Origin of the sequence: Streptantibioticus ferralitis, assembly GCF_029223525.1 — a bacterium.
GTDB classification, from domain to species: domain Bacteria; phylum Actinomycetota; class Actinomycetes; order Streptomycetales; family Streptomycetaceae; genus Streptantibioticus_A; species Streptantibioticus_A ferralitis.
The window spans coordinates 486,264-509,124 of sequence record NZ_JARHTQ010000001.1; the positions used below are offsets into that span (position 1 = coordinate 486,264).

At 70.0% G+C, this 22,861-nt stretch carries 25 protein-coding genes and 1 riboswitch; of the genes, 12 read left to right on the top strand and 13 right to left on the bottom strand.

Annotated features, from left to right (window positions below; translation table 11 throughout):
• Positions 1 to 26 precede the first annotated feature (26 nt).
• A complete protein-coding gene (locus P2L57_RS02180; protein WP_275807228.1) occupies positions 27 to 1,319 on the bottom strand; it encodes an extracellular solute-binding protein in 1,293 nt (430 codons plus the stop codon).
• 288 nt (positions 1,320 to 1,607) lie between these two features.
• On the opposite strand from P2L57_RS02180, the gene P2L57_RS02185 reads away from it, so the two are divergent.
• The 6 genes from P2L57_RS02185 (at position 1,608) to P2L57_RS02210 (ending at position 8,855) form a co-directional block, all read left to right on the top strand.
• Positions 1,608 to 2,381 carry a GntR family transcriptional regulator gene (locus P2L57_RS02185; RefSeq protein WP_275807616.1) on the top strand — a complete coding sequence of 258 codons (774 nt, stop codon included), beginning with the start codon at positions 1,608 to 1,610 and terminating at the stop codon, positions 2,379 to 2,381.
• Between the two features lie 219 nt (positions 2,382 to 2,600).
• Positions 2,601 to 2,864, top strand: coding sequence for a DUF3311 domain-containing protein (locus P2L57_RS02190; protein ID WP_275807231.1), 264 nt, complete (start codon positions 2,601 to 2,603; stop codon positions 2,862 to 2,864).
• A complete protein-coding gene (gene mctP / locus P2L57_RS02195; protein ID WP_275807232.1) occupies positions 2,861 to 4,516 on the top strand; it encodes a monocarboxylate uptake permease MctP in 1,656 nt (551 codons plus the stop codon). The genes P2L57_RS02190 and mctP overlap by 4 nt, the downstream gene beginning before the upstream one ends.
• Before the next feature lie 75 nt (positions 4,517 to 4,591).
• Complete coding sequence (locus P2L57_RS02200) at positions 4,592 to 5,092, top strand: GNAT family N-acetyltransferase (protein ID WP_275807235.1); 501 nt, start codon at positions 4,592 to 4,594, stop codon at positions 5,090 to 5,092.
• Positions 5,093 to 5,202: 110 nt separating this feature from the next.
• A riboswitch (cobalamin riboswitch) is annotated at positions 5,203 to 5,310 on the top strand.
• Between the two features lie 165 nt (positions 5,311 to 5,475).
• Positions 5,476 to 7,836: a ribonucleoside-diphosphate reductase subunit alpha gene (locus P2L57_RS02205; protein WP_275807238.1), complete on the top strand. Its 2,361-nt coding sequence runs from the start codon at positions 5,476 to 5,478 to the stop codon at positions 7,834 to 7,836.
• Complete coding sequence (locus P2L57_RS02210; RefSeq protein WP_275807241.1) at positions 7,836 to 8,855, top strand: ribonucleotide-diphosphate reductase subunit beta; 1,020 nt, start codon at positions 7,836 to 7,838, stop codon at positions 8,853 to 8,855. Before P2L57_RS02205 ends, P2L57_RS02210 begins: the two co-directional genes overlap by 1 nt.
• 130 nt (positions 8,856 to 8,985) lie before the next feature.
• Here the strand turns inward: P2L57_RS02210 and P2L57_RS02215 are convergent, their stop codons facing one another.
• The 10 genes from P2L57_RS02215 to P2L57_RS02260 form a co-directional block, all read right to left on the bottom strand.
• Positions 8,986 to 9,444, bottom strand: a complete 459-nt coding sequence (locus P2L57_RS02215; RefSeq protein WP_275807244.1) for a hypothetical protein — start codon at positions 9,442 to 9,444, stop codon at positions 8,986 to 8,988.
• Positions 9,445 to 9,570: 126 nt separating this feature from the next.
• Positions 9,571 to 10,170, bottom strand: coding sequence for a hypothetical protein (locus P2L57_RS02220; protein ID WP_275807246.1), 600 nt, complete (start codon positions 10,168 to 10,170; stop codon positions 9,571 to 9,573).
• A gap of 22 nt (positions 10,171 to 10,192) precedes the next feature.
• A complete protein-coding gene (locus P2L57_RS02225) occupies positions 10,193 to 10,708 on the bottom strand; it encodes an RNA polymerase sigma factor (RefSeq protein WP_275807249.1) in 516 nt (171 codons plus the stop codon).
• Between the two features lie 162 nt (positions 10,709 to 10,870).
• Positions 10,871 to 11,497 carry a peptide deformylase gene (def, locus tag P2L57_RS02230; RefSeq protein ID WP_275807252.1) on the bottom strand — a complete coding sequence of 209 codons (627 nt, stop codon included), beginning with the start codon at positions 11,495 to 11,497 and terminating at the stop codon, positions 10,871 to 10,873.
• Between the two features lie 106 nt (positions 11,498 to 11,603).
• Positions 11,604 to 12,590: a tetratricopeptide repeat protein gene (locus tag P2L57_RS02235; protein WP_275807255.1), complete on the bottom strand. Its 987-nt coding sequence runs from the start codon at positions 12,588 to 12,590 to the stop codon at positions 11,604 to 11,606.
• Positions 12,591 to 12,708: 118 nt separating this feature from the next.
• Positions 12,709 to 12,924 carry a biotin/lipoyl-binding carrier protein gene (locus P2L57_RS02240; protein ID WP_275807258.1) on the bottom strand — a complete coding sequence of 72 codons (216 nt, stop codon included), beginning with the start codon at positions 12,922 to 12,924 and terminating at the stop codon, positions 12,709 to 12,711.
• A 183-nt stretch (positions 12,925 to 13,107) separates the two neighbouring features.
• Entirely contained in the window at positions 13,108 to 13,455 is a 348-nt protein-coding gene (gene rsrA, locus P2L57_RS02245; protein ID WP_275807261.1) for a mycothiol system anti-sigma-R factor, read from the bottom strand.
• A complete protein-coding gene (locus P2L57_RS02250; RefSeq protein ID WP_303655804.1) occupies positions 13,452 to 14,306 on the bottom strand; it encodes a sigma-70 family RNA polymerase sigma factor in 855 nt (284 codons plus the stop codon). The genes rsrA and P2L57_RS02250 overlap by 4 nt, the downstream gene beginning before the upstream one ends.
• A gap of 332 nt (positions 14,307 to 14,638) precedes the next feature.
• A complete protein-coding gene (locus tag P2L57_RS02255; RefSeq protein ID WP_275807264.1) occupies positions 14,639 to 15,256 on the bottom strand; it encodes an alpha/beta hydrolase family protein in 618 nt (205 codons plus the stop codon).
• Entirely contained in the window at positions 15,253 to 16,071 is an 819-nt protein-coding gene (locus P2L57_RS02260; protein WP_275807266.1) for an SOS response-associated peptidase, read from the bottom strand. The genes P2L57_RS02255 and P2L57_RS02260 overlap by 4 nt, the downstream gene beginning before the upstream one ends.
• 107 nt (positions 16,072 to 16,178) lie before the next feature.
• On the opposite strand from P2L57_RS02260, the gene P2L57_RS02265 reads away from it, so the two are divergent.
• The 5 genes from P2L57_RS02265 (at position 16,179) to P2L57_RS02285 (ending at position 20,551) form a co-directional block, all read left to right on the top strand.
• Positions 16,179 to 16,943 carry a M50 family metallopeptidase gene (locus P2L57_RS02265; protein ID WP_275807269.1) on the top strand — a complete coding sequence of 255 codons (765 nt, stop codon included), beginning with the start codon at positions 16,179 to 16,181 and terminating at the stop codon, positions 16,941 to 16,943.
• 191 nt (positions 16,944 to 17,134) lie between these two features.
• Entirely contained in the window at positions 17,135 to 18,499 is a 1,365-nt protein-coding gene (gene aroA / locus P2L57_RS02270) for a 3-phosphoshikimate 1-carboxyvinyltransferase (RefSeq protein ID WP_275807272.1), read from the top strand.
• 9 nt (positions 18,500 to 18,508) lie between these two features.
• Positions 18,509 to 19,516, top strand: a complete 1,008-nt coding sequence (gene rsgA, locus P2L57_RS02275; protein WP_275807275.1) for a ribosome small subunit-dependent GTPase A — start codon at positions 18,509 to 18,511, stop codon at positions 19,514 to 19,516.
• Positions 19,517 to 19,723: 207 nt separating this feature from the next.
• On the top strand, positions 19,724 to 20,047 hold the full coding sequence (locus P2L57_RS02280; RefSeq protein WP_275807278.1) for a DMT family transporter: 324 nt from the start codon (positions 19,724 to 19,726) through the stop codon (positions 20,045 to 20,047).
• A 51-nt stretch (positions 20,048 to 20,098) separates the two neighbouring features.
• Positions 20,099 to 20,551, top strand: a complete 453-nt coding sequence (locus tag P2L57_RS02285) for a GNAT family N-acetyltransferase (RefSeq protein ID WP_275807281.1) — start codon at positions 20,099 to 20,101, stop codon at positions 20,549 to 20,551.
• 327 nt (positions 20,552 to 20,878) lie between these two features.
• Here P2L57_RS02285 and P2L57_RS02290 read toward each other — a convergent pair whose 3' ends face one another.
• Together P2L57_RS02290 and P2L57_RS02295 are read right to left on the bottom strand one after the other, a co-directional pair.
• Positions 20,879 to 21,142, bottom strand: a complete 264-nt coding sequence (locus P2L57_RS02290; protein WP_372515573.1) for a zinc ribbon domain-containing protein — start codon at positions 21,140 to 21,142, stop codon at positions 20,879 to 20,881.
• Positions 21,143 to 21,247: 105 nt separating this feature from the next.
• Positions 21,248 to 21,799, bottom strand: a complete 552-nt coding sequence (locus P2L57_RS02295) for a TetR/AcrR family transcriptional regulator (protein ID WP_275807623.1) — start codon at positions 21,797 to 21,799, stop codon at positions 21,248 to 21,250.
• Positions 21,800 to 21,980: 181 nt separating this feature from the next.
• Between P2L57_RS02295 and hisN the strand changes: the two genes are divergently transcribed.
• Positions 21,981 to 22,799: a histidinol-phosphatase gene (gene hisN / locus P2L57_RS02300; RefSeq protein ID WP_275807284.1), complete on the top strand. Its 819-nt coding sequence runs from the start codon at positions 21,981 to 21,983 to the stop codon at positions 22,797 to 22,799.
• Positions 22,800 to 22,861: the final 62 nt, after the last annotated feature.

Below are 22,861 nucleotides of genomic sequence, written 5' to 3' on the forward strand. Positions count from 1 at the left end.
CCGTGCGGCGGCCCCACCCGTACGACTCACTGCTTCTGGCTGAGCCGCTTGTCGATCTCGGCGTCGGCCTGCTTGGCGGCGGCCGACGGGTCCTGGCCCTGGAGGACGCCGGTCATGAAGATGGTCGAGATCGGGTTGGGCTTGTTCTCGACGTTGCCCCAGGCTGGGATCAGCGGGGTGGTGCCGCCGCCCACGGCGGCGGCCGAGGCGGCGGTGGCGAACGGGTTGCCGGTCAGGTTGGAGTTGAGCGAGGTCTTGTTCGGGATGACGCCGCCCTCCTTGGCGAGCGCGCCCTCGAACTGGTCGGACAGCGCGAGCTTCAGGAAGTCCTTCGCCAGCTCGGGGTTCTTGCCCGCCTGGGCGATGGCCAGGTTGGAGCCACCGAGGAAGACCTTGGCGGGCTTGCCGACGGGCTTGCCCGGAATCGGGAAGTAGCCGATCTGGTCCTTCAACTGGGGGTTCTTGGCGATCGCACCGGCCGCCTCCCAGCCGAAGCCGATGAACGCGCCGACATCGCCCTTGGCGAAGACGTCCGACTGCTGCGGGGTGGCCTCGTCCTTGTCCTTGGGCGCGGTGCCGTAGGAGTTGAGCTTCTTGTACAGGTTGATGGCCTCGGCCGCCTGCGGTGAGTCGAGGTTGGAGACGTAGTTGTCGCCGTTCTTCTTCACCAGGTCCGCGCCCGCGTCCAGCAGGAACCCGTCGAAGGAGTACCAGTCCTGGCCCGGCGCGTACAGCGCGTCCTGGGTGCCCTTGGCCTTGATGGTGTCCAGGTCCTTGAAGAACTCGTCCTGGGTCTTGGGGGTGTCCTTGATCCCCGCGTCGGCCCAGATCTTCTTGTTGTACACGACGACCCGGTTGGAGAAGTACCAGGGAGCGGCGAACTGCTTGCCCTGGTAGACGGCGGAGGCGTTCAGCGCCGGTGACCAGTCCTTGCCTCCGAGGTCCGCCTTGTCACCGGTGAGGTCCATCAGACCGCCGGTGGCCGCGTAGTACGGGGTCTGGGTGTTGCCGACCTCGACCACGTCCGGCGGGTTGTTCTCGGACAGGGCGGTGGTCAGCTTCTGCTGGATACCGCCCCACTGCTGCACCTGAACGCTGAGCTTGGCACCCGGGTATTTCTTCTCGAAGGCGGCCGTGATGTCCTTGGTCCAGCCGGGTGGGTTGGAGCCGCTCATCACCCAGACGGTCAGGGTCTTTCCCTTGAAGTCCCCGGGACCCGACGCCTTGTCACTCTTGCTGCCACTGGACCCGCACGCCGCAACCGACACGGCCATTGCCGTGGCACCCAATACGGCTATCGCCGCCCTGCGCTTGCGCATCACGCCACCCTCCTGAAGGTGCCAGAGACTCCCCCCTGGTCTTTAATGGTTTAGACCAGTACGGGGAGCTTGGCCTAGACCTTTAGGGGTGTCAAGGGTGTATAAGAGCGGCTGTCGAGTCCGTTACCGGACCGACACCTGACCTACGACGTCCGCTTACCGCTACGTGCACGGCGCACGCCGTGCCACCATGTGAGCCGCTATTGGACGGAGGAGCCGGTGACGGCAGCCGAGAAGGAGTCGGGAGCGCAGCCCATGGATACCGACGGGGGCGCCGGGGCGCCGGCCATGGACACGCCGGTCGGCGCGTCGGAGACGCCCGAGAACGGAGCGGGGGCGTCGGGCGCGCGCACCGCGCGTGTCCCGAAGTACTACCGCCTCAAGCGGCACTTGCTGGACATCACCCAGACCATGCCGCCCGGTACCCCCGTACCGCCGGAGCGCACGCTGGCCGCCGAGTTCGACACCTCGCGCACCACGGTCCGCCAGGCGCTCCAGGAGCTCGTCGTCGAGGGGCGCCTTGAGCGCATCCAGGGCAAGGGCACGTTCGTCGCCAAACCCAAGGTCGCCCAGGCGCTGCAACTCACCTCGTACACGGAGGACATGCGGGCGCAGGGCCTGGAGCCCACCTCCCAACTGCTGGACATCGGCTATGTCGCCGCCGACGACCGGCTGGCCGGGCTGCTGGACATCAGGGCGGGCGGGCGCGTCCTGCGCATCGAGCGGCTGCGGCTGGCCAACGGTGAGCCGATGGCGATCGAGACCACCCATCTGTCGGCCAAGCGCTTCCCCTCACTGCGCCGCAACCTCGCCAAACACACTTCGCTGTACACAGCGTTGGCCGAGGTCTACGACGTCCATCTGGCCGAAGCCGAGGAGACCATCGAAACGTCCCTCGCGACGCCCCGCGAGGCAGGCCTGCTGGGCACGGACGTCGGCCTACCGATGTTGCTGCTCTCCCGTCACTCCATCGACACAACCGGCGAACCCGTCGAATGGGTCCGCTCGGTCTACCGCGGCGACCGCTACAAGTTCGTGGCAAGACTCCAACGTCCCAGCTGACGTTGGAGTCAGGGGCTTCTCTTCTGGGGGCCCGCCCCCAGAGCCCCTGCGGGCGGGCCCGGGGGCGCAGCCCCCGGGAGGCGGTAACCCCCTGCCCCCAGGCGGGAGCCGCAAGCGTGGCTGATCCGATATGCGGACGGGTAGTGACTAGACCACATGCGCTCGCCTAGATTGCCTGCGCATTACGTGGGAGACCTATCGCATCGGGGAGCCGCAATCATGACAGAACCGCCACCGCAGCCCAAACCTGTCATCACCGCCACCCGGCTGGTGGCGGCGCTCTGCCTGATACTTCCGTTCGTCGCGACGTTGTGGGTCAGCTCGTACGCGCGGCCCACCCCGGCGTTCATCGGCATTCCGTTCTTCTACTGGTACCAGATGGCGTGGGTGGTCATCTCCACCGGCCTCACCTCGGTCGCCTATGTGCTGATCAGGCGTGAGGAACGGGCCCGCAGAAGTGACGGACCCGAGGGGGCGGCATGAAGCACGGTGTCAACGGAGTCGCGCTGGCCGTCTTCGTCTTCTTCTTCCTGGTCGTCACCGTGCTCGGCTTCCTGGCCGCCCGCTGGCGGCGCGCCGAGAACGCCCTCAACCTGGACGAGTGGGGGCTGGGCGGCCGCAGTTTCGGCACCTGGATCACCTGGTTCCTGCTCGGCGGCGACCTCTACACCGCGTACACGTTCGTCGCCGTTCCGGCGGCGGTCTACGCGGCGGGTGCCTCCGGCTTCTTCGCGGTGCCGTACACCATCCTGGTGTACCCGATGATCTTCTGCTTCCTGCCCCGGCTGTGGTCGGTCGCCAGAAGCCACGGCTATGTCACCCCGTCGGACTTCGTCCGGGGGCGCTACGGGTCACGAGGGCTGTCGCTCGCGGTGGCGATTACCGGAATCCTCGCCACGATGCCGTACATCGCCCTCCAGCTCGTCGGTATTCAAGCCGTGTTGGACGTCCTGGGCGTAGGCGGTGGCACCTCCACCAACTGGTTCGTCAAGGACCTGCCGCTGCTGATCGCCTTCGCGGTACTCGCCGCGTACACCTACTCCTCGGGGCTGCGCGCGCCCGCGCTGATCGCCTTCGTCAAGGACTCGCTGATCTACATCGTCATCGCGGTGGCGATCATCTACATCCCCATGCGGCTGGGCGGCTTCGGCCATATCTTCCACACCGCGAGCGAGGCATACTCCAAAGTCAACCCGGCCACCGGCAAACCGCGCGGCGAACTGGTGAGCAGCGCCAAGAACCAATGGGCCTACGGCACCCTGGCGTTGGGCTCCGCGCTCGCGCTGTTCATGTATCCACACTCGATCACCGCCACCCTCTCCAGCCGCAGCCGTGATGTGGTGCGCCGCAACACCACCATCCTGCCGCTGTATTCACTGATGCTCGGGCTGCTGGCGATGCTGGGCTTTATGGCGATCGCCGACGGGGTCGGCAAGGGAGTCAAGGGCTTCAACGCGCAGTTGGCGATCCCGCAGCTGTTCCTGAACGTCTTCCCGTCGTGGTTCGCGGGCCTTGCCTTCGCGGCCATAGGAATTGGCGCGCTTGTCCCGGCGGCCATTATGTCCATTGCCGCCGCCAACCTGTTCACCCGCAATGTCTACCGGGATTTCCTGCGGCCGAACGCCACACCCGAGCAGGAGACCCGGGTCTCCAAACTGGTCTCGCTGGTGGTCAAGGTCGGAGCCCTGGCCTTCGTCCTCACCATGGACAAGACGGTGGCCATCAACTTCCAGTTGCTGGGCGGGATCTGGATCCTGCAGACCTTCCCGGCGATCGTCGCGGGCCTGTACACCCGGTGGTTCCACCGCTGGGCGCTGCTGGCGGGCTGGCTGGTCGGCATGGTGTACGGCACATGGGCCGCGTGGACGGTGGCCAGTCCCACCCAGGCCCACTTCGGGGGCAGTTCGAAGCTGATCCCGGGCATCGGCCAGATCGGCTACATCGGCCTGACCGCCTTCGCGCTGAACCTGGCGGTCGCGATCGTCCTGACCGTGGTCTTCAAGGCACTGGGCACCCCGGAGGGCTTCGACGAGACGGCCCCGGCCGACTACACCGCGGACGCCAAGCGCCCGACCGCACCGCAACCTCCGCCGCACGGCGACGAGTTGCCGCCGGTCGCGACCACCGGCCACTGACGACCCGCGCGCCCACGGGCCGCCCCGCGAAAAGGGGGGCGGCCCGTTGTCGTACCCCTGCGGCACACTGCCACCATGGACATCATCATCCGCGGCGCGCGGCCCGACGAGCTGGACACCATAGGCGAACTCACCGCCCGCACCTATGTGGACGAGGGGCTGCTCGCCCGGGGCGCCGACAGCCCCTACGTGGCGGTGCTACGGGACGTCCGGCATCGGGCGGAGCACTCCGAGGTCCTGGTGGCCGCGGACGCGGCGAGCGACCAGGTGCTGGGCTCCGTGACGTTCGCCGCACCCGGCAGCGCGTACGCGGAAGTCGCGGGGCCCGGCGAGGGCGAGTTCCGGATGCTGGTGGTGGCGGCTGACGCACGACGGCGCGGAGCGGCCGAGCAACTGGTGCGCGCCTGCCTTGACCGGGCACGCGCACTGGGGCTGCGGCGGGTCGTCATATCCAGCGCCCAGCAGATGACCGCGGCCCACCGGCTGTATCGCAGGCTCGGCTTCCGGCGCACGCCGGAACGGGACTGGGAGGCGGGGCCGGGCGCCCTGCTGTGGACGTTCGCGGTGGAACTGTAGCCACTTCCGCGGCGGAACTCCAGTTCCATTCATGATGCGTCCGACACAACATCTAGGGGTGCGCCCTTCACGCGGCACTAGATGTATGCTCGTCACCGCTGTCGCCGCAGGGGAACCCGGTGCGAATCCGGGACTGCCCCGCAACGGAGGGGGGGCACCTCCCATGCCCTTAAGGCTATGGGGGAGGGTGCGCTGCCGTTCCCGTGAGTCCGAGGACCTGCCGACGGCGCACCCTCCGGACTGACCGGGCGGTGCAGTGTTGTCCGGGCCTCGCGGGTTGGGCCGGCGGACGCGATACGGGGTGCCTTCCTGATGGTTCGGGCTGCCCGTGCGCGCCCGCGCTCCTCCCGCGTCGCCGCCGCCTACGAGGGAGAGAGACCACCGTGACCATCGCGCCCGCAGACCCCGAGTCAGCAATCGCCCCTGACTCGGAGGCCGACCCCGGCACGGACCTGCTCCGCACCCTGACGGAGTTGACCACCGATCTCCCGGACACCGCCGCCGGACGGGTCGCCGCCGCCGCACTGCGCGGTCGGCACGCCGGTTCGGACGAGGCCGAGTTGCGCGGGCTGGCCACCGAGGCCGCCGCCGGTCTGATCGCCGAGGACCCGCAGTACAGCCGCCTCGCCGCCCGGCTGCTGGCCCGGGCGATCAGCGAGGAGGCGGCGGGCCAGGGCGTGACCACGTTCACCGAGTCGATCGCCACCGGGCACCGCGAGGGCCTGATCGCCGACAGCACCGCCGCCTTCGTCCGTATCCACGCCGCCCGCCTCGACGCGCTCGTCGACCCCGAAGGCGACGGCCGGTTCGGCTACTTCGGGCTGCGTACCCTGCACAGCCGCTACCTGCTGCGGCACCCCATCACCCGGCAGGTCATCGAGACCCCGCAGCACTTCATGCTGCGGGTGGCCTGCGGCCTGGCGGAGGACGAGTCGGCCGGCGCGCTGGACGAAGTCGCCGCGCTCTACGGCCTGATGAGCCGACTGGACTACCTGCCGAGCTCGCCGACGCTGTTCAACTCCGGCACCCGGCACCCCCAGATGTCGTCCTGCTACCTGCTGGACTCCCCGCTCGACCAGCTCGACTCGATCTACGAGCGCTACCACCAGATCGCCCGGCTGTCGAAGCACGCGGGCGGCATCGGCCTGCCGTACTCCCGCATCCGCTCGCGCGGTTCGCTGATCCGCGGCACCAACGGGCACTCCAACGGCATCGTGCCGTTCCTGCGCACCCTCGACTCGTCCGTCGCGGCGGTCAACCAGGGCGGCCGCCGCAAGGGCGCGGCCTGCGTGTACCTGGAGACCTGGCACGCGGACGTGGAGGAGTTCCTGGAGCTGCGGGACAACACCGGTGAGGACGCCCGCCGCACCCACAACCTCAACATCGCGCACTGGATCCCGGACGAGTTCATGCGCCGGGTGGAGGCGGACGCCGACTGGTCGCTGTTCTCCCCCTCCGACGTACCCGAACTGGTCGACCTGTGGGGCGAGGAGTTCGACGCCGCCTACCGCAAGGCCGAGGCGGAGGGCCGGTTCGTCAAGCAGGTACCGGCGCGTCAGCTGTACGCCCGGATGATGCGCACCCTCGCCCAGACCGGCAACGGCTGGATGACGTTCAAGGACGCCTCGAACCGCACCGCCAACCAGACCGCCGAGCCCGGCCGGGTGGTGCACTCCTCCAACCTGTGCACCGAGATCCTGGAGGTGACGGACGACGGCGAGACCGCCGTGTGCAACCTCGGCTCGGTCAACCTGGGGGCGCATCTCGGCGCCGACGGCCAGCTGGACTGGGAGCGGCTGGACGCCACCGTCCGTACCGCGGTGACCTTCCTCGACCGGGTGGTGGACATCAACTTCTACCCGACCGACCAGGCCGCCGCCTCCAACCAGCGCTGGCGCCCGGTGGGGTTGGGCGTGATGGGCCTGCAGGACGTGTTCTTCAAACTCCGGCTGCCGTTCGACTCGGCCGAGGCCCAGGAGCTGTCCACCCGGATCGCCGAGCGGATCATGCTCGCCGCCTACGAGCAGTCCTGTGCGCTGGCCGAGCGGCACGGCCCGCTCCCGGCCTGGTCCGAGACCCGCGCCGCACGCGGCGTACTGCACCCGGACCACTACGACACCACCGAGCGGTGGCCGGAACGCTGGGCCGCGCTGCGGGAGCGTGTCGCACGCTCCGGCATGCGCAACTCGCTGCTGCTGGCGATCGCTCCGACCGCGACCATCGCATCGATCGCGGGGGTCTACGAGTGCATCGAGCCGCAGGTCTCCAACCTCTTCAAGCGCGAAACGCTCAGCGGTGAGTTCCTCCAGGTCAACTCCTACCTGGTGGAGGAGCTGAAGAAGCTCGGCGTCTGGGACGCCGCCACCCGTGAGGCACTGCGCGAGTCCAACGGCTCGGTGCAGGACTTCGGTTGGCTCCCCCAGGACGTACGGACGCTGTACCGCACCGCCTGGGAGCTGCCGCAGCGCGCGCTGATCGACATGGCCGCGTCCCGCACCGCCTACCTCGACCAGAGCCAGTCGCTCAACCTCTTCATGGCCGCGCCCACCATCGGCAAGCTCAGCTCGATGTACGCCTACGCCTGGAAGAAGGGCCTGAAGACCACGTACTACCTGCGCTCGCGCCCGGCGACCAGGATCGCCCGCGCGGCCTCCGGGGCCGTGAACGTCCCCGCCCAGCCGACCGCCGAGGAAGCGGTCGCCTGCTCCCTGGAAAACCCCGAGTCCTGCGAGGCCTGCCAGTAATGTCTGACGAGAACCAGTCGAAGAACCTGCTGGACCCGGGCTTCGAGCTCACCCTGCGCCCCATGCGCTACCCGGACTTCTACGAGCACTACCGCAACGCCATCAAGAACACCTGGACGGTGGAGGAGGTCGACCTCCACTCCGACGTCGCCGATCTCGCCAAGCTCACCCCCGGTGAGCAGCACCTGATCGGGCGCCTGGTGGCGTTCTTCGCCACCGGCGACTCCATCGTCGCCAACAACCTGGTGCTGACGCTCTACAAGCACATCAACTCCCCCGAGGCGCGGCTGTACCTGTCGCGCCAGCTGTTCGAGGAGGCCGTGCACGTCCAGTTCTATCTGACGCTGCTGGACACTTATCTCCCGGACCACGACGACCGGGTGGCGGCCTTCGCCGCGGTGGAGAACATCCCGTCGATCCGCGAAAAGGCGCAGTTCTGCTTCAAGTGGATTGATTCGGTGGATAAGATCGACCGGCTCCGCACCAAGGAGGAGCGCCGCCGCTTCCTGCTGAACCTGATCTGCTTCGCGGCCTGCATCGAGGGCCTGTTCTTCTACGGTGCCTTCGCCTACGTCTACTGGTTCCGCTCCCGTGGCCTGCTGCACGGCCTGGCCACCGGCACCAACTGGGTGTTCCGCGACGAGTCCATGCACATGGACTTCGCCTTCCAGGTGGTGGACACCGTCCGGGAGGAGGAGCCTGACCTGTTCGACGAGGACATGGCCAAGCAGGTCACCGCGATGCTGGAGGAGGCGGTGGAGGCGGAGCTGCAGTTCGCACGCGACCTGTGCGGGGACGGCCTGCCCGGTATGAACACCGAGTCCATGCGCGAGTACCTGCAGTGCGTCGCCGACCAGCGGCTGGCCCGGCTGGGCCTCCCGGTCCGCTACGGCTCGCAGAACCCGTTCTCCTTCATGGAACTGCAGAACGTCCAGGAGCTGACGAACTTCTTCGAGCGCCGCGCGTCCGCGTACCAGGTCGCGGTGGAGGGTTCGGTGTCGTTCGACGACGACTTCTGAGTCGGCCGCGGCGGTGGCCGCTCCCCCCGCAGGGCGGGGAGCGGCCACCGTTCCTCAGGAGGGGCACCCCCCGTGATGGCGCCCCTCAGCGACACGCCCGGCAGCTTGCGCTGTACGGGCGTTGGCTAGATCACCACCAGTCGGTACAGGTGACCGCGCCGTCAGCGGTGTAGCCGCAGGCACGGAACCGCCACTGGTTGCTGCTGCTCTCCCGCTGGGCGGCGCTGGTCTTCGAACTGCCGTTGCCGTGGTTCACGGTGAACGGCCCGCACTGGAGCCACGACTGCCCGCCGTCCTGCGTCCAGTCCATCCACACGGACTCGGTGCCGTTGATCGTGTTGCCCTCGATCTTGGCGAATCCACGACCGCCGGCCGACTGAAGGGAGATGGTGTCCCCGTCGTGGGACACCGAACGCTCCACCGTGCCACTGGCGTTGTCGGAAATGTCGACGAATCCGTTCGCACCGTGTTCGCAGTCCGAGGCGGCGGCGTGCGCCGTCGGGGCCACGGCCATCCCAACGCCCACGACACTCCCGAGCGAGAGCACCAGCGCGGAGGCTGCCCCAGCGATTTTCTGACCTGCCTTCATCGGTCCTCCTGTCATGCGGTGTGGCGTACCCGGCACGTTTCGTGCCCGCCGCTTGCTATACGCATGGCGAGGGGGTCCCGTATGACATCGAGTTCCAAGATCTTTCCACTGCCGCCGTACGGCCGGTCAGCGGGACCGCGCTTCGGCCGCGGTGCAGGTGCGGATCTCGGTGGAGTTGCGGGTGCGTACGCCGGGCAGCCAGCCGCGGATTCCGGCGGCCGTGCTGACCAGGTACCAGCGGGTGGAGGTGATGCCGCTCTCGTCCTGGATCAGCGTGCCGTCGGCGATGACGCAGGTCGCGGCCAGCCGGTCGCCGTGCCAGACCTTGCCCGCCGAGTTGCCGGCCGCGGAGTACGGCGCATAGGGGTTCCGTGCCAGATGGAGCGCGCACTCCATGGTGCGCAGCGGTTGGCAGGGGGCCTCGGCGTTGTAGACCGTCAGCGTCGCCGACGGTGCGGGCCGGGCGGGCGACGACCGACCGGAGCGCCCCAACCACGAGGCCCCCAGGGCGATCACGGCGATCGCCGCCACGACGGCGGCCGCCGACAGGACCGTGTGCACCGAGCGCCATCGGGGCCGGCGCTGCCGCGAACGGTCGGAAGCCGCGGGCGACGATGCCTGAACCCGTTCCCACAGTCCCGGTGGCGGGACGATCCGCTCATCAGCGGCGCGCAGTCGATCCCGTAACGCGGCCGCGACGTCCTCGTGCGATGCCTTGCCGCCCATGGATCCTCCGTCCTTCCGCGGTCTACAACTGGTGCTCCGCCAACAGGCGTCGCAGCTTGTCCAGAGCCCGTGCGCGGGACCGGGAGACGGTCCCGCGATGCAGCTCAAGCACCTCGGCCGCCTGATCGATGGTGTACCCGTCCAGGTCGACAAGTATGACGACGCCTGCCTGCCGAACCGACAACCGCCCTAGCAGGCGCACCGCTTCGAGCTCGGCGGCCCGTTCCTCGAATCCGCCGTCCCAGCGGTCGGAGCCGGAACCGGACTCCTTCATCTCCGCCACGAGCACATGCTTGCTGCCGCGGCGATATCCGTCCCGTACGACACTCACCAGGGCGCTGAAGGCGTAGGCGTACGGCTCCGGATGCGACAGGAACCGCTGCGGCCGGGCGACCAGTTTGAGGTACGCCTCATGAACGGCGTCCTCGGCCGCATGCGCCCCGGCCAGCAGGACGGCTCTGCGGTACAGCCTGGGCAGCAACTCGCAGAAGACGTCGTCGAACGACGACCGTAACTCGTCGCCGTGGCAACTGGTCATGGGCGGCATCCCCCGGTTCCGTGCGGCATGACCGCCAGTCTCGCGAGTCGCTTACCAGTACGTCACGAAAAGCTACGCCGTTTCAGCTGCCCCCGGCGTGCACACGAACTACGGATCACCCCTTTGGGTGGCACTGCGTTGGACGCCCTGACCTGGGTCGCGTCAGTCGTTCGGCACCGTCTCGTACTTCGGGGTGCCCTCCTCCATCTGCCGTAGGACGTCCTTGCGTTCGCGCTTGGAGAGACGGTCGACATAGAGGTAGCCGTTCAGGTGGTCGGTCTCGTGCTGGAGGCAGCGGGCGAAGTAGCCGGAGCCCTGCACGGCGATCGGGTTGCCGTGCAGGTCCTGGCCGCGGACCACGGCGTAGTCGGGGCGGGCCAGTTCCATGTAGGCGCCGGGGACGGACAGGCAGCCCTCGTTGGAGTCGTCCAACACCCGCTGGTCGGCCGGGAGTTCGTCGACGACCGGGTTGATGACATGGCCGACGTGCCGTACGCCGTCGTCGTCCGGGCAGTCGTAGACGAAGACGCGCAGGCCGACACCGATCTGGTTGGCGGCCAGGCCGACGCCCTCGGCGGCGCGCTGGCTGGCGAACATGTCGTCGATGAGCGCGGCGAGCTCGTCGTCGAACCCGGTCACCGTCTGGCACGGCTTGTGCAGCACGGGGTTGCCGATCACGGTGATCGGGCGGGCGGTGCCGCGCGCGCGGTGTGCCGCTTCCCGGGCCTCGGCGTCCGTGGTGTCGTCGATGAACTCCGACTGCTGCTCAGCCTGGTCCTGCTGGGTCATGGTCTGCGGTGCGCCTTCCTGGTCCTCACGGTTCTGCCAGTCAAGAGTACGGTCACCCGTACGGACCAGCGGTCCTCGTGGGCGGCGGTCGTCCCGTCAACGGCAGTCAACAGACCTCTTCAAGATCACGCCAGTCACGGGTGTCCGGGCTGTCCGCCACCCAGCTCTCCAGCAGGCCGCGCACCAGTCCCGCCGGGGCGGCGATCCCGCACTCGCGCTCCGGTACCCACAGGGCCCCCGAGCTGCGGTGCGACAGATGGCCGGGGTGGCCGGGCTCGCCCTTGTCGTGCGGGTCGCGGGAGGCGTCGGAGCCGTCGTCGGTGGGCATCCTGCTCTCCGAGCAGGTGCGGCAGAGCAGCCGAACGGAGGACGACCAGTCCTCGGCCGCGTACCCGGCGTCGGCGGCCAATCGTTCCAGCGCGTCCCGATCGGCCTCGGTGGCCGCCTCCAGCAGCACCAGCCAGGTCGGTACCGGGGACGGCGCCCACAACTCGATCTCGTCGAAGACCGGGAACGCCCCGCCGTCGGCCGCCACGCGCTCGCCGTGCGGGACGCCGTCGTGCAGCACCACCTCGCCCCAGCGCCGCCCGGAGGACGGCAGCGGGATGCTCAGCACCTCAAGCCGGGCCGGGTCGAGTCTGCGGCCCCAGACCACCTCGGCCTCGCCCTCGGGCGACAGCCGGACGGCGGCGCTGCCCAGCGCCATGCTCACCGGTGCGTCGGAAGGTGCGGCGGCCTGGGCAGCGGGCATCCGCAGGCCGTAGGCCTGCCAGGCGCGGCGGGCCAGCGGCCAGTCCTGAAGGGCGGTGGCGGCGATGCCGATGTTCCACCAATCGGGGGCACCGGAGTCACGGTCGAGCAGGGCGACGGCGCGCAGTCCGGCGGCCCGCGCCTGCTCCCAGTCGTGCCGGAACTTGTGCAGCAGGGCCAGGTTGTACCAGGACTCCGGAAGCCACGGTTCCAGGTCGGCGGCGCGGGTGAGCAGCGCGCCGGCGTCTTCGTAACGCCCGTCGTCGATCAGCGTGAACGCGCGGTCGGTGGCCTGCCGCCACGTGGCGGAGGGCCGGTGCCGCACTCTGCCGAAGATCCTCACGATTCCCGCCTGCCGGTTACTCGTCCTGCTCTTCACTGGTGTTGCGGTGGTGCCGAACGGGGTGGGCCGCGCCGCGACCGCCCGCGATCAGCGGATGACAGCCGTCAACTGGCGTCCGTCACGCGATCACGGCGAGCACGTCGCCTTCCTGCACCACATCGCCCTCGGTCACCTTCACCTCGGCGACAACGCCCGCCGCCTCGGCGAGCACCGGAATCTCCATCTTCATCGACTCCAGGATCAGCACGGTGTCCCCCTCCGCCACGTCATCGCCCTCCTGAGCGACAACCTGCCATACATTCGCCACCATTTCCGCCTGGATTTCGACGGCCACCGCTCCTCCTCGCCCCCTAGCGGCCCCCTACCCTCCCTGTGTGCGCATCCAACCACGTTGCCACGAGAGGCCGCTCATTACCGGCGAGTTCACCTCGCTAGCGCGACGGGCGCGGTCCGCCCCTGCCCGAACCGGGCTGTCAGGGGCCGACCGCGCCCGTCGAACAGGAGCGGTGAGCGAAAGCTACGAAGTGGTCTGCGGGCGGCTGGTGTCGGGCTCCGCGGCCGCCGGCGCGGGCGCTCCCTCCACCGCCGGTTCGGTGACCGGCCCGATCTCGCCCGCCCGGATCAGCTCGATCCGGGTAAGCACCTTGGAGCGCAGGTCGCCGGGCACGTCATCGTGCCCGCAGCACCGCTTGACCAGCTTTTTCACGGCCTGTTCCAGGCCGTACTTCTCCAAGCACGGGTGGCACTCTCCGAAGTGCTCCTCCAGCCGGTGCCGGTCCCCCTCGGACATCTCGCTGTCGAGGTACTCGTAGAGGTGGTCCAACACCTCGGAGCAGTCCGTCTCGTGCGGGTTGCCGCAGCTCATGTATCCGAGCCTTTCCGATCGTGCGACTCCCCCGCCACAGTGCCCGCACCGGCAGGTACGAGCCCGCGCTCGCGCGCGTAGTCCTCCAGCAGACCGCGCAGTTGGCGCCGTCCGCGGTGCAACCGGGACATCACCGTACCGATGGGTGTACCCATGATGTCGGCGATCTCCTTGTAGGCAAAGCCCTCTACATCAGCCAGATACACCGCGATCCGAAACTCCTCCGGGATCGCCTGCAGCGCGGCCTTCACATCCGAGTCGGGCAGGTGGTCGAGCGCCTGCGACTCGGCGGAGCGCAGCCCGGTCGACATGTGCGACTCGGCGCGCGCCAGCTGCCAGTCCTCGATCTCCTCCGTGGCGCTGCGCTGTGGCTCGCGCTGCTTCTTGCGGTAGGAGTTGATGAAGGTGTTGGTGAGAATGCGGTAGAGCCAGGCCTTCAGGTTGGTGCCCTCGCGGAACTGGTGGAAGGACGCGTACGCCTTGGCGTAGGTCTCCTGCACCAGGTCCTCGGCATCGGCCGCGTTGCGCGTCATGCGCAACCCGGCGGAGTACATCTGGTCGAGGAACGCGAGCGCATCCCGCTCGAAGCGCGCGCTGCGCTCTCCGGGCGACTCGGAAACCGCCTCCGACTCCGCGGAACGTGGCTGCGGCTGCTCGTCCGTCGTACCGTTCTCGGTCCCTGTGACCGGACCCACCTCCTCCGCCACCGTGGTGATGCCCTGCACGGCATCACCCGATTCGGAGAATATCTCGGACGACCGGCGCCCGCCGGACGCGCCCCCATCGATGCCCCAATGCGGCCATGACAGGTACGGGGCCTCCGCGCGGGCCTGGCATACGACTGAAACCATGCGGCAGCCTTCCTCGGTTCTGCGTGCTCGTCGACGTTCGCGTCGATTCGGACAACACGCGGATGCCCCGCGTCATTCCCCCGGAACGATTCCGGCTGCGGACCGGCGTGCAAGGGGTGGCGGCCGGTTCGGCACCGCCGGTCCGCCTCGCCGTGGCTGCTCGCCGTCGCGGCGGAGAGGTCGTTGCCGCGGCCGTCGGCTGGCTGGCGTGGTCCTGCGGGTAGACGCTCTGTGACGGCAATGAAATCCCCGCCACGGCGGCGAGCAACCACCATGGTGGAGACCGGCGGCGCCAAACCGGCCGCCACCGCGGAAAGATCCGCCGGAAGGGCCTAAAGCCACTCGGCGACCGCGCCGGTCAGCCGCCGCAGTGCCTCCTCCTGGCCGACGTCGGCCTTCTTCGGCACCGCGAAACCGTGGTCCCCGTAAGGGACTTCGACCGGGTCGACACCAGCCGGGAACTCCTCCGGCCGCCCGAACGGATCCCGTCCGCCCTGCACCACCAGCACCGGCACCTTGGCGCCCAGCAGCTCGTCCGCGCGGGACTTCTCCGGCTTGCCCGGCGGGTGCAGCGGAAAGGACAGCGCGAGGACCGCCTTCGCGCCCAGGTCCGCCGCGGTGCGGCAGGCGACCCGCGCACCGGCGCTGCGACCGCCCGCGACGACCGGCAGGCCCGGCCGGGTGAGCGCGGGCCACAGCGCCGTCCAGGCGGTGTCCAGGGTCTTGGGCGCGGGCGCGACCTTCTTCCCGGCCACCCGCCAGGGCTGTTCCACCAGGGCGACGGTGACGCCGTGCGGCGGCAGCGCGTCGGCGAGCGCCTGGAGGTCGCGCGCCTCGATACCGCCCCCGGCGCCGTGGCCCAGCGCCAGCACCGTGTGCGGCCGCTCGGCCGGATACCAGGTGATACGGGCCGCACCGGCCGGCGTCGGCACCAGCTCGGACGTGCTCAAAAGAGCGTCTCCTCCTCCGGGGCGGGCAGCGGCTCGACGAGCTCGGGTCCGTTGTTGCGGACGTTGCTGACCGCGGTCGACACCGGATACGCCCGCATCATCCCAGGCGGCGGGGGAGCCAGCAGATCGCGCAGCACGGCCGTGTCGGTGATCGCGGGGTTGAGCCAGGAGTCCCACCGGTCCGGCGGAAGGGCGAGCGGCATCCGCGGATGGATGTCGGCCAGCGATCGCGGCCCGCCGCTGTCCTCGGCACCGGCCAGAACCGTGGTCTCGGCCGCGGTGGTGACCACCGTGCAGGTCGCCCACCACGCCTGCGGATGGTCATCGGGCAGCGTACGGTCCCGCCAGAACTCGTAGAGCCCCGCCATCGCCAGCACCGAGCCGTCGGCCGGGGTGACGAAGTACGGCTGCTTGCGCGGCCGCTTCCTGACCCCCTGCTCCTCCAGCTGCCGCTCCTGCGAGCCGGTGACCCACTCGAAGTAGCCGTCCGCGGGCAGCAGGCAGCGCCGGGCCGCGAAGGCGCGGCGGTACGAGGGCTTCTCGTGCAGTGTCTCGGCGCGTGCGTTGATCATCTTCACGCCGCCCTCAGGCGACTTGGCCCAGGACGGTACGAGCCCCCAGCGCAGCGCCCTGAGCTGCCGTACCGGATCCGGCGACGCGGAGCCCTTCTCCGGCCGCTCCAGGACGGCGTAGACGTTGGCCGTCGGCGCGACGTTGTAGTCCGGCTCCAGCGCCTCGGTCGGCTCCCACTTCCGCACGTCGAAGATCCCGACCAGATCCTCGGGTTTCCGGCTCGCTGCATATCGCCCGCACATGAGTGCAACACTGCCACGGCACTTCGGATCGGCGCCGCTCGTTGCCCGGAACGGCCCGGGAACCGCCCGGGAACCGGCCGGGCAGCGCCGCGCGTCGCAGGGGAACGATGGACATCAAGAGCATCACCGACGTATGGGACCGGGTGGTCGGCACCCAGCCGGACCCGCCCACCTGGCTGGTCCTGCTGACCGGGGTGATCGCGCTGGCCGCGGTCATACCGCACAGCGTCTGGCACATCACCCGCAACGCCGTGACCATCGCGCACGAGGGCGGCCATGGGCTGGTGGCCCTGCTCATGGGGCGCCGCCTGGAGGGCATCCGGCTGCACTCGGACACCTCGGGCCTGACCGTCTCCCGCGGCAAGCCGCACGGCCTGGGCATGGTGTTCACCGCCGCCGCCGGGTACACCGCGCCGTCACTGCTCGGGCTGGGCGGCGCGTGGCTGCTGGCGGCCGGGCACATCACGGCGCTGCTGTGGGGCGCGGTGGCGCTGCTGGTGGCCATGCTGGTGATGATCAGGAACGCGTACGGGGTGCTGACGGTGGTCATCGCCGGGGGCGCGTTCTTCCTGATCTCCTGGCTGACCGGCGCCCAGACGCAGGCGGCGTTCGCCTATCTGGCGGTGTGGTTCCTGCTGCTCGGCGGGGTGCGGCCGGTCTTCGAGCTGCAGGTCAAGCGGCGGCAATGGAGGAGGGGCGGATCAGCGCCTTCGTTTGAGGGTGGTGGGCGATGGGCGGGCGGGGCGCCGGACTCCGACGCGGACCAGCTGGCCCGGCTTACCGACGTCCCGCCCGCGATGTGGCTGGTGCTGTTCTACGCGGTGGCGCTGTGTGCGCTGATCGGCGGCGGCCGATGGCTGCTCGGGGTGTGACGAGCCGTTCGAACCGCGCCCGACGGTGTGCCGCGAGCCGGGCGGTCTGACGTTGCCGTGATGGCCGTCACCCAGTGCCGTTATGTACCTGGTCAGGGTCCCGTAGGCTCATACCAAGTCCCTGTTTCACCCAGGTTTCCCCCGATCTGATCAAGATCCTCCCCTTCGAGCAGCCACTAGAGTTGCTTTCCATGACCGGTATTCCCGCGGACACCGCCCCCTGGCCCGCACCGACCGCATCCGGCGCAGTCGACGCGAGCGTCACCGTGCCCGGATCCAAGTCGGTCACCAATCGCGCCCTGGTACTGGCCGCGCTGGCCTCCGAACCCGGCTGGCTGCGGCGGCCGCTGCGCAGCCGCGACACCCTGCTGATGGCGGAGGCACTGCGTGCCCTCGGCGTCGGCATCGAGGAGGTCGTCTCGTCGAGCGCCTCCAGCACCGCCGGCGAGGCGTGGCGCGTCATCCCGGCGGGCCTGCACGGCCCGGCGCGGGTCGATGTCGGCAACGCGGGTACGGTGATGCGCTTCCTGCCGCCGGTGGCCGCCCTGGCCGACGGGCCGGTGCGGTTCGACGGCGACCCGCGCAGCCATGAGCGCCCGCTGCACGGTGTGATCGACGCGCTGCGCGCCCTCGGCGCCCGGATCGACGACGACGACGGGCGCGGCGCGCTGCCGCTGACCGTCTACGGCAGCGGCTCACTGGCCGGTGGCCGGGTGGCGGTCGACGCGTCCTCGTCCTCGCAGTTCATCAGCGCCCTGCTGCTGTCCGCCCCGCGCTTCAACCAGGGCGTGGAGCTGCGGCACACCGGCGCCACCCTGCCGTCGCTGCCGCACATCCGGATGACCGTGGACATGCTGCGGCTGGCGGGGGCCAAGGTGGACTCGCCCGAGGGCGGCGGTGAGCCCAACGTCTGGCGGGTCGACCCGAGCGCGCTGCTCGGCCGCGATCTGACCATCGAGCCCGACCTGTCGAACGCCGCGCCGTTCCTGGCCGCCGCGCTGGTGACCGGCGGACGGGTGACCATCCCCGACTGGCCGTCGCACACCACCCAGCCCGGCGACGCACTGCGCGAGATCTTCACCCAGATGGGTGGTACGTACACCCTGGACGAGCGCGGCCTGACCTTCACCGGCACCGGCCGTATCCAGGGCATCGACGCGGACCTGCACGAGGTGGGCGAGCTCACCCCGGTCATCGCGGCAGTGGCGGCGCTGGCCGACTCGGAGTCGGTGCTGCGCGGCATCGCGCATCTGCGGCTGCACGAGACCGACCGACTGGCCGCGCTGGCAAAGGAGTTCAACGAACTCGGCGGCGATGTGGCCGAGACCGAGGACGGCCTGCGGATCCGCCCCCGCAAGCTGCACGGCGGGGTCTTCCACACCTACGAGGACCACCGGCTGGCGACCGCCGCGGCGGTGCTGGGCCTGGTGGTCGACGGCGTACAGGTGGAGAACGTGGCCACCACCGCCAAGACGCTCCCCGACTTCCCGCAACTGTGGACCGGGATGCTGTCGCGCGCCGCGAGCGGCGACGCGCTGGCCGGACAGGGAGCCTGACCCGAGGCCATGCGGCGCTACGGCAAGGACACCGACGAAGAGGACGTGAGGGTACGTCCCGGCAGGAAGGGCAGCCGCCCGCGCACCCGGATCCGCCCCAAGCACGAGGACGCGGCCGAGGGATTCGTCCTCACCGTCGACCGCGGGCGGATCACCTGCCTGGTCGACGACCGGCGGATCACCGCGATGAAGGCCAGGGAACTGGGCCGCAAGGGCATCGCGGTCGGCGACCGGGTGGACATCGTCGGTGACCTGTCGGGCGCCAAGGACACCCTGGCGCGCATCGTCCGCGTACAGGAGCGCAGTTCGGTGCTGCGGCGGACGGCGGACGACGACGATCCGTACGAGCGGGTGGTGGTCGCCAACGCCGACCAGTTGGCGATCGTCACCGCGCTCGCCGATCCCGAGCCGCGTCCGCGGCTGATCGACCGCTGTCTGGTCGCGGCCTACGACGCCGGTCTTGAGCCGCTGCTGATCCTGACGAAGTCCGATCTCGCCCCGGCGGAACCGCTGTTGGAGACCTACGCGCCGCTCGGCATCCGCTATGTGGTCACCCGCAGCGACGAGTTGGACGGCGCGGCGGCCGACGAGGTGCGCGAGCGGCTGGCCGGACGAATGACCGCCTGCGTCGGACACAGCGGGGTCGGCAAGACGACGCTGGTCAACGCCCTGGTGCCGGAGTACGCCCGGGCCACCGGCAACGTCAACGCGGTGACCGGGCGCGGTCGCCACACCACCACGTCCGCGCTCGCCCTGCCGCTGCCCGGCGACATCGGCGGCTGGGTGATCGACACCCCGGGCGTGCGCTCCTTCGGACTGCACCATGTGGAGCCGTCCCGGGTGATCCACGCGTTCCCCGATCTGGAGCCGGGCACCGAGCAGTGCCCACGGGCGTGCAGTCATGACGAGCCGGACTGTGCGTTGGACGCGTGGGTGGCCGCCGGGCACGCGGAACCGGCCCGACTGCACTCGCTGCGACGGCTGCTGGCCACCAGGGAGCGGCGCGAGGGCGACTGACCCGTCCTCCCCGTACGCCCTGACATCAGCGGCGGGCGCCGCTTGGCTCCGTACCCCCGGCTGGGAACCCCCGGGGGCCGTGCCGGTGACACGGTTCGGTACCGCCGATCGGTGGGATTGACCGGTCTCGTCGAGCCGTATGTGTGATGATCGACCGGACGTTTGTCCGGGGCACAGGGTGGCCGGTGCGGAACGGGAGGCTCACATATGGCATGGCTGCTCGTCGTGGTGGCCGGGCTGTTGGAGACCGGCTTCGCGGTCTGCCTCAAGCTCTCCCACGGCTTCACGCGGCTGTGGCCCACCATCGCCTTCGCCTGCTTCGCGCTGGGCAGCTTCGGCCTGCTGACGCTGTCGCTGAAGAAGCTGGACGTGGGTGCGGCGTACGCGGTGTGGACGGGCATCGGCGGCGCGGGCACCGCGGTCTACGGCATGATCTTTCTGGGTGATGTGGTCAGCACCCTCAAACTGGTTTCCATCGCCTTGGTGTTGGTGGGTGTGGTCGGCCTGCAACTCTCCGGCTCGTCGCACTGACCGCGCCCCCCACGCGTGCACCGGCGCGCGGCGGATGATGGGATGCGCCCCATGGATGAGATCACCATTCGACGCGCCACCGCCGACGACATCCCCGCGATCGTGGCCCTGCTCGCCGATGACGAGCTGGGCGCCACCAGGGAGTCCCCGGACGACCTGCGCCCGTACCAGGCGGCGTTCGCCGAACTCGACGCTGACCCGCACCAGTTGCTGGTCGCGGCGGACCGCGACGGTGAGGTGGTGGGCACCGCCCAGCTGACCTACCTTCCCGGGCTGTCCCGCAAGGGCGCCACCCGCGCGCAGATCGAGGCGGTACGGGTCAGTGGCACCGAACGCGGCAGCGGTCTCGGATCGCGGCTCATCGAGTGGTGCGTGGACCGGGCGCGCGAGCACCACTGCGCGCTGGTCCAGCTCACCTCGGACGTCACACGGCTTGACGCGCACCGCTTCTACGAGAAGTTGGGCTTCCAGGCCACCCACATCGGTTTCAAGCTTCCGCTGTGAGCACCGCGCGCGGGCGCGGTAAGCGGCAGCCGGTGTGCCGCTGGGGCGGGCTCGGCGGGTCCCTGCCAGCAGCGCCCGGGTGCGGCGGCGCTCCACGCCCGGGTCGGGCAGCGGCACGGCCGACAACAGGGCCTGGGCGCAAGGGTGTCGGGGGCGTTCGAAGACCACCCGCACGTCGCCGCCTCCACGGTGCGCCCCAGGGAGACCACGCTGCCGGGCAGCGGCACCACCACGGCGGCGAAGACGTTGACCGCGACGACCGAGTCGACGTCGTTCTCGTTGGTGACTCCACGCGCGCCTGAAGGCGCGGGCTTGCCGCGTCGGAGGTCAAGCACCGCTGCAGAAAACCAGCCCGGCCCTGTCCAGGACGTTCAGCGCGCCCGCATGGTCGGCGTTCTCGGCGAACCCGCACTTGACGCACTCGAACTTCGCTTGGGTGACGCGGTTCTCCGCTGCCACGTGTCCGCGGCCTCCGGCGGCCAGCGGGCGCGTGCGGGAGGTGTTGCGGGCGTCCATCGGGATCACTCGGCGACCGGCGCTCTCAGCCTTGTTCGCCAGGATTCCCGGGAACAGCCCCCAACCCGCGTCCATGACGCTTCGGTTCAACTTATCCAGCCGCCGCCGTCCGCAAGGGCCTGGCCGACTACGGCGCGTTCGGCCTGACGAACATCGTCGACTACAGCAGGGTCGGCTGGCTCAAGTAGCCCCGATCAGGCCCCGGACGAGGCGCGCCACCTGCGCACAGGCGTCCTCGTCCGAGGGCGCGGGCACCACCACGTACGACACTGCGAGCCGCACCGCCGCCTCGTAGACCCATCCGGCGCCGACCGGGCCGCTGCCCAGCATGGCGGCGACCCGGTCCCGTAGCGTGCGGGCCAGCTCACCGGTGGCGGGCTGCACGGCGGTCGGCAGCCGGTCGGTACGGCAGCCGGTGATGCCCGCGCGCACCAGTGGGCTGCGGCGTGCGGTGCGCAGGGTCCAGGCGGTGGCCGCGGCCAGGCAGTCGGCGGCGTCCGCGCCGTGCTGCCGGGCGGTGGCCAGCGCCTGGTCGACCCCGGACAGGAAGTCATCGGTCTCGCGGCGGGCCAGCGCCCGGGCGAGGCCCTCCTTGGTCCCGAACTCGTTGTAGAGGGTCTGCCGGGAGACTCCGGCCTCGGCCGCCACATCGACCATCCGGACCGAACTCCAGGATCGTACGTCGAGTGCGGATAACGCCGCGTTGAGTAAGGAATCACGCGCTGTCGGCATCATCGCCTCCAAGGCACTGCCTCCAGGCCGGAAAGCGGCCGGGCGCACATTCATGGCACGAGCGGTGCGGCAAGAATTGACTCGCCCCACACAGGTGTCAAGACCGCCGTCACGGCGAGGGACACGCCTCGGCCACCACGCCACGTAGCCGGGGTGCGGCCACGATCGCTACTGTTCGCACATGCCCGACTTCTACGACGACCTCCGCCTCGCCCACATCCTGGCCGACGCCGCCGACGCCGTGACCATGGACCGCTTCAAGGCGCTCGACCTGAAGGTCGAGACCAAGCCGGACATGACACCGGTGAGCGAGGCCGACAAGGCCGCCGAGGAGTTGATCCGCAGCCAGTTGCAGCGGGCCCGGCCACGCGACGCGGTGCTGGGCGAGGAGTACGGCACCGAGGGCAGCGGCGCCCGCCGCTGGATCATCGACCCGATCGACGGCACCAAGAACTATGTGCGCGGCGTGCCGGTCTGGGCCACGCTGATCGCGCTGTCGGTGCGCGGCGAGGGCGGTCCCGAGGGTGACGACGGGGTGGTCGGGGTGGTTTCCGCGCCCGCGCTGGGCCGCCGCTGGTGGGCGGTGAAGGGCGGTGGGGCGTACACCGGGCGCAGTCTGTCCGCGGCCACCCGGCTGCATGTCTCCGGGGTGGACCGGCTCTCCGACGCGTCACTGTCGTACTCCTCGCTCAGCGGCTGGGAGGAGCAGGGCCGTCTCGACGGGTTCCTCGATCTGACCCGGGCCTGCTGGCGCACTCGTGCGTACGGCGACTTCTGGTCCTACATGATGGTCGCCGAGGGCTCGGTGGACATCTGCGCCGAGCCCGAGCTGAGCGTCTGGGACATGGCGGCGACCTCGGTGGTCGTACGGGAGGCGGGCGGCCGCTTCACCAACCTCGCCGGGACCCCCGGCCCGTACGGTGAGAACGCCGCGGCGTCCAACGGGTTGTTGCACGAGGAACTGCTCCGCTACCTGAATCCCACGCGCCGATCTGTGTGACCCCGCACGAGCCCCGGTAACCCCGCACGCCCCTTGCCCGGTGTCCCCGGCGCGTGTGAACA